Below are 6187 nucleotides of genomic sequence, written 5' to 3'. Positions count from 1 at the left end.
GCACTCATCCGTAGGGTTTTTCCTTTCATAAGGATAAGGCTATTGTAAAAGAAAAAGAGCACCGTGGCAACGGTGCAGAGAAAAGATAAGAAAGGCTATTGCACAGCATGTGCGATTTGGTTCAAAATTAATTAAAGCTTATGAAAATTTGAATTCTAGCAAAGTCTAATGTGTTTTACAACGTAAAGTTACGGCAGAGTATTGACATCCACATGAAAGTACGGGATACTATAGTAGGAGGTGGTAAAATGTTTAAGGTGAATCCATATAGGCCGGGGGCAGGATTAATGCCAACCTACCTGGCAGGACGTGATGAAGAAATTAATAACGTGGAACAGATGTTTCAGGCACTCATATTGAATATACCAATGCAGTCGGTTATCTTCAGCGGTTTACGCGGCGTCGGGAAAACGGTTTTAATTAATAAATTACAGAAAATAGCAGAAGTAAAAGGCATTTTCTGCAAACATATTGAAGTGGAATCAAGGAATGATTTTATTTCCCAGATTGCGGCCTGTTCACAGATGTTTTTAAGAGAAATAAGTACAAAGGAAAAGGTTAAAAATCTTGTTAAAAAATCACTGGATGCGATTAAATCTCTTGTAATATCTTTTGATCCGGATGGAAGTACATTTTCATTGTCCATACAGGACAGGGAGTTATATAAGTCTAATAATCTGACCCAAAGCCTGACCGATGTGTTTACTTCTGTTGGAGAGATGGCATATGAGACAGAGACACCAATTTGCTTTTTTATCGATGAAATCCAATATATGAGAACAGAAGAACTCGGCGCGCTGATTGCGGCACTGCATCGTGCCAATCAATTGGGTTATCCGATAATGATTATTGGTGCCGGCCTTCCCAAAATATATAAAATGCTTTCAGATGAAAAAACGTATTCGGAAAGGCTGTTTATTTATAAAGAGATTGATTCTCTTACTTTTAAGCAGGCAGAGAATGCGATTATAGAGCCTGCCAGACCATTTAAAGTGACTTATACAGAAGATGCGGTAAAAAAGATAATAGAGATAACAAAAGGATATCCGTTCTTTATACAGCAGTTCTGCCAGCTGGTATATCAAAATACTGATACAAATTATATAGGAATTAATGAAGTTAATGATACGGTTGATTTATATTATAAAACGCTGGACAGCGGATTTTTTAAAGTAAGATATGAGAAATGTTCAGATGGGGATAAAAAATTCATTTTTGCTATGGTGAAATGCGGCGAGCTGCCATGTACCATTTCTAATATATCAAAGCAGCTTGGCAAAAGAGGAAAGTCATTATCTCCTGCAAGGGCACAGTTAATCAATAAGGGAATCATTTATCCGGTCAAATATAGTGAACTTGATTTCACTGTTCCGGATTTCAGCGGATTTATTCAAAGGCTGGAGGAATATAAGGAATGGTGTAAGTCTAAAAATAAAATGGTTTAAATAATAAATCATATTACACGGACAGGAGGGACTATGAAAATATTATTTATTGGGGGAACAGGCACTATCAGTATGGCGATTTCCAGAAGGCTTCTGGAGCAGGGCCACGAACTGTACCTGATTAACAGAGGAAACAGAAACGCAGGGCTGGCGGCGCAGCTGCCAGGCACGGGAGAGTGGAACCGGCCGAAGGAAATTCTGGTGGATATCAATGACGAAGAAAAGGCTTCGGAGCTGCTGGAGGGACTTGAATTTGATGTGGCAGCGGATTTCATTGCTTTTCGGAAGGAACATCTGGAGCGGGACTACAGGCTTCTTCGCGGAAAAACAAAGCAGTTTGTCTATATCAGCTCCGCTTCGGCCTACCAGAAGCCGCCGGCAGATTATCTGATTACGGAAAGCACGCCGCTTGCCAATCCTTACTGGCAGTATTCCAGAGATAAAATCGAAGGAGAGGATTACCTGATGAAGCTTTACAGAGAGGAGGGCTTCCCGGTTACGATTGTAAGGCCGAGCCATACCTTTGACGAGCGTTCCGTTCCGCTGGGGCTTCACGGAGCCGGCGGCAGCTGGCAGGTGCTGAAACGGATGCTGGAGGGGAAGCCGGTGATTATCCACGGCGACGGAACCTCCCTGTGGACAATGACTCACAACAGTGATTTTGCCCCGGGCTTTACCGGGCTTCTGGGCAATCCCCATGCCCTGGGACAGGCGGTTCAGATCATGTCCCCGGAAAGCATGACCTGGAACCAGATTTATCAGGTGATCGCGGATGCTTTGGGAGTGAAACTGAATGCGGTCCATATTTCCACTGAATTCCTTGTGGCTGCGGACGGCGGCAGATATGATTTTAACGGATCCCTTCTGGGAGATAAGGCAAATACGGTGGTCTTTGATATCTCAAAGCTCAAAAGGCTTGTCCCCGGTTTTGCACCGGAAAAGAGCATGGAGCAAGGTCTCCGGGAAACCGTACAGAACGTTTTAAAGCGCCCCGAGCTGCAGAGAGAGGATCCGGAATTTGACGCCTGGTGCGACAGGGTAATTGCGGCCAGACAGATGGCGCTTGACAGCCTGAAGCAGGAGTGATACACTGGATATCACCAATTACCAACTGAATGTAAACGAAGCTTAGTGACCTGTCTGCCTGATTCGGCGGACGGGTCTTTTTTGTCCTGCCGCAGGGATATCTGCGGTCGGGACGGTACATGTTGACAGTCACATTCAGGAGGTATCTATGAAACAAATCAATGGCAAATTAAAGCCGGATAATAATTTTAAGTGGAAATTCAGAAAGCAGCTTCTGGCCGCCTGTTTTTTTCTGCTCGTATGCATCACAGGCATAACCGCCGCGGCAAAAGGGATGACAGAGAATGCGGGAACAAATCAGAAAGAGAGGATTCCTGGCTGCGGTCTTGCCACTGCGGCCTATTCCTACGACGGCGGAAAGACCTGGACATCGGATTCCTTTCTTGAGGTTGCCGGGAACGGCACGTATGAAGTAATGGTGAGGGATCGTCTGGGGAATATATCCTCAGGCAGCTTCCGTGTGGATAAAATAGATCGGACGGCGCCGGCTGCGGAGGCTGTGGTACGCCCGGAGGGTTTTGTGAAGGACAAGGCCGTGATCATACTGTCGGCATCGGACGATGGCTCCGGCCTGGCCGGAAGGCCTTATTCCTATGACGGAGGAAGAACCTGGACTGCGGATTCCATGCATGAGGTGGAGGAAAACGGCAATTATCAGGCGGCGGTAAGGGATGCGGCCGGCAACATCACCAGGCTGACGGTTCCGGTAAAAAATATAGACAGGGATCCGCCGGAAATCAGTTTTTCGCTGACGCCCGAACACTGGCGGAGCGGAAGCGCCGTGCTGACGGTGCACGCCGTGGATCAGGGCTGCGGGCTGGATGCCAAGGCTTTTTCCTTTGACAATGGAAGAACCTTTCAGATATCCGGAAGGAAGGTAATTCAGGAGCCGGGAGAAATCAAGGTGCTTGTCAGGGACGCGCTGGGCAATTTTTCCCATGGCTATTACCGGGCCGTACCGTTACGTAAGTTAGAATGGACACGGCCGGAATAATCTGTTACCATCAAGAAAAGATGCAATTGAAAGGAGAGAGAAAACAGTATGAATCCACTTATATTTCAATCCGATTTCGGGCGGGCGGACGGCGCCGTCAGCGCCATGTACGGCGTTGCCTATTGTGTGTTTGGTGATTTGAAAATTTCCGATTTGACCCATGAAATTCCCCAATATGATATTTGGGAGGCCTCCTACAGGCTGATTCAGACGGTAAGCTACTGGCCGGAAGGCGCGGTATTCGTATCTGTTGTGGATCCGGGCGTTGGCTCTACACGCCGCAGCATTGTGGCACAGACAGAGGGCGGACAATATGTGGTAACTCCGGATAACGGAACGCTCACCCATATCAAAAAGCTGTGCGGCATCCGGGCAGCCAGAGTGATAGACGAATCGGTGAACCGCCTTCCCGGCTCAGGGGAAAGCTATACCTTCCACGGCAGGGATATCTATGCCTATACCGGCGCCAGGCTGGCTTCCGGTATTATTGGTTTCGAGGGCGTGGGCCCGGAGGTGCCGGTGGAGAGCGTGGTGGAAATCCCTTTCGTCCCTGCGAAGCTGGAGGAAAATGAAGTATCAGGAACCATCGATGTCCTGGACGTGCGCTTCGGCAGCCTCTGGACCAACATTCCCAGGGAGCTGTTCCTTAAGATGGGAGTCTCCTACGGGGAACGTATTGAAGTTATTATAGAAAAAAGAGGACATACTGTTTACCGTACCTCCCTGATTTACGCCCACTCCTTTGCAGATGCCTTTATTGGTGAGGCGCTGGTCTATGTGAACAGCCTGGATTTTATGGCGGTGGCCATCAATCAGGGTAACTTTGCCAGGGCCTACAACGTGGGAACCGGGCTTTCATGGCGGATTACCATGCGAAAATCAACACTTAACAGGTAATTATTGCTATTGAAACATTTTCATACTATAATAGAAAAGTTAAAACCGGACCGCCTGTCATAAACCGGGCGGAGATTGAATATGCGTCTGCCGGACGGAAGGCCGGGGACACAGGAAAAGAGGTAGCGAAAGATGGGCTGGGAAGAACAAGTACGTCGGGTGGTTCCCTATATTCCCGGAGAACAGCCGAAGCAAAAAGGGATTATCAAGCTGAATACCAATGAGTGTCCGTATCCGCCGTCACCGCTTGTGAAGGAATATGCGGCGGCGTTTGAAACGGAGCTTCTGCGTCTGTATCCCGATCCGGAGGCATCCCTTCTGGTGAATGCGCTGGCAGACTACTACGGCGTGGATGCGGATCAGGTTTTTGTGGGAGTTGGCTCGGATGATGTGCTGGCAATGAGCTTTCTTACCTTTTTTAATTCGGAAAAGCCGGTGCTTTTTCCTGATATTACTTATTCCTTTTATGATGTCTGGGCGGAGCTTTTTCATATACCTTATCGTTGTCCTGAGCTGGACAATGATTTCCGGCTGGTAAAGGAAGATTATCTTACGGAAAACGGCGGAATCGTCATCCCCAATCCCAATGCGCCCACCGGTTTATTTGAAAGCCTTGATACCATTGAGGAGATTGTGGCCGGCAACCCGGATTCCATGGTGATTATTGACGAGGCCTATGTGGATTTCGGCGGCGTCAGCGCCATGTCCCTTGTGGATAAGTACGATAACCTGCTGGTAGTCCAGACCTTTTCCAAATCCAGGGCTATGGCGGGAATCCGTATTGGCTTCGCCGTAGGAAGCAAAAAGGCAATCGGTTATCTGAAGGATGTGAAGTTCTCCTTTAATTCCTATACCATGAACGCGCCTTCCATTGCATGGGGAACGGCAAGTATCCGGGACGATGGGTATTTTAAGGAAACAGTGGGAAAGATCATTAATACAAGGGAACGGGTAAAAAAAGAACTGGCGGGCCTTGGCTTTACCTTCCCGGACTCCATGAGCAATTTTATTTTTGCCTCCCATGAAACCATTCCGGCAGCAGAGCTTTTTCAGGCGTTAAAACAGGAAGGAATCTATGTCCGCTATTTCAACAAGCCGCGGATTGATAATTACCTGCGTATCACCGTGGGAACGGATGAGGAGATGGACAGGCTTCTGACCTTTTTAAAACAGATAATACATTAACAAATAAGCAGTCAACGAACGGAGGATAATTTATAGTATGGATTCAATAGCATTGTGGTTTGCCTCAACTCTGGGACAGTATGTGTCCAAGGAAGTGGTTATTTTCATCATTTCCATGATTCCCATTCTGGAGCTGAGAGGAGGCCTTCTTGTGGCCTGGTCTCTCGGGGTGCCGATCCTGAAAGCGATTCCCATCTGCATTATTGGAAATATCATCCCGATCCCTTTCATTTTGCTGTTCATCAGGAAGATTTTCCAGTGGATGAAAAAACTGCCCTTTTTTGCAAAGCTGATCGGTAAGCTTGAGGACAGGGCGATGAAGAAGAGCGACAGCATCAAGAAATATGAATTCTGGGGCCTTGTGCTCTTCGTAGGGATTCCGCTTCCCGGCACAGGCGCCTGGACAGGCTCCCTGATTGCCGCACTGCTGGAAATAGATTTCAAAAAAGCCGTCCTGGCCGAGCTGCTGGGCATTATTATTGCAACTGTCATCGTATCCCTGGTAAGCTATGGCCTGCTGGGAAGTATTGTGGGCTAAGCCAGTTTGAAATTTGCTATGGGAATTTATGACGTGCCGCAG

6 protein-coding genes are annotated in these 6187 nt (G+C 47.5%); all 6 read left to right on the top strand.

Translation table 11 applies throughout. The features are described from left to right. Window positions 1–248: 248 nt before the first annotated feature. The 6 genes from FYJ45_RS20255 to FYJ45_RS20230 all read left to right on the top strand — a co-directional run bounded on the left by FYJ45_RS20255 (window position 249) and on the right by FYJ45_RS20230 (window position 6145). Entirely contained in the window at window positions 249–1445 is a 1197-nt protein-coding gene (locus FYJ45_RS20255) for an ATP-binding protein (protein ID WP_154466990.1), read from the top strand. Between the two features lie 33 nt (window positions 1446–1478). Then, window positions 1479–2531, top strand: a complete 1053-nt coding sequence (locus FYJ45_RS20250) for an NAD-dependent epimerase/dehydratase family protein (protein WP_154466989.1) — start codon at window positions 1479–1481, stop codon at window positions 2529–2531. A 148-nt stretch (window positions 2532–2679) separates the two neighbouring features. Continuing rightward, entirely contained in the window at window positions 2680–3525 is an 846-nt protein-coding gene (locus FYJ45_RS20245; RefSeq protein ID WP_154466988.1) for a hypothetical protein, read from the top strand. Between the two features lie 48 nt (window positions 3526–3573). After that, on the top strand, window positions 3574–4422 hold the full coding sequence (locus tag FYJ45_RS20240; RefSeq protein ID WP_154466987.1) for an SAM hydrolase/SAM-dependent halogenase family protein: 849 nt from the start codon (window positions 3574–3576) through the stop codon (window positions 4420–4422). Between the two features lie 132 nt (window positions 4423–4554). After that, window positions 4555–5607: a histidinol-phosphate transaminase gene (hisC, locus tag FYJ45_RS20235; RefSeq protein ID WP_021634497.1), complete on the top strand. Its 1053-nt coding sequence runs from the start codon at window positions 4555–4557 to the stop codon at window positions 5605–5607. A 37-nt stretch (window positions 5608–5644) separates the two neighbouring features. After that, a complete protein-coding gene (locus tag FYJ45_RS20230) occupies window positions 5645–6145 on the top strand; it encodes a COG2426 family protein (protein ID WP_021634498.1) in 501 nt (166 codons plus the stop codon). The last annotated feature ends 42 nt before the right edge of the window (window positions 6146–6187 follow it).

This window comes from Eisenbergiella porci (assembly GCF_009696275.1).
Taxonomy (GTDB): domain Bacteria; phylum Bacillota; class Clostridia; order Lachnospirales; family Lachnospiraceae; genus Eisenbergiella; species Eisenbergiella porci.
Note: the sequence above shows the minus strand (reverse complement) of the source record. Positions and strands in the feature narration are given on the sequence as shown.

What these genes read in the sequence shown, in the direction of transcription:
- FYJ45_RS20255 (WP_154466990.1), top strand. Translation starts at nt 249, where the DNA reads ATGTTTAAGGTGAATCCATATAGGCCGGGGGCAGGATTAATGCCAACC.
- FYJ45_RS20250 (WP_154466989.1), top strand. Translation starts at nt 1,479, where the DNA reads ATGAAAATATTATTTATTGGGGGAACAGGCACTATCAGTATGGCGATT.
- FYJ45_RS20245 (WP_154466988.1), top strand. Translation starts at nt 2,680, where the DNA reads ATGAAACAAATCAATGGCAAATTAAAGCCGGATAATAATTTTAAGTGG.
- FYJ45_RS20240 (WP_154466987.1), top strand. Translation starts at nt 3,574, where the DNA reads ATGAATCCACTTATATTTCAATCCGATTTCGGGCGGGCGGACGGCGCC.
- hisC (WP_021634497.1), top strand. Translation starts at nt 4,555, where the DNA reads ATGGGCTGGGAAGAACAAGTACGTCGGGTGGTTCCCTATATTCCCGGA.
- FYJ45_RS20230 (WP_021634498.1), top strand. Translation starts at nt 5,645, where the DNA reads ATGGATTCAATAGCATTGTGGTTTGCCTCAACTCTGGGACAGTATGTG.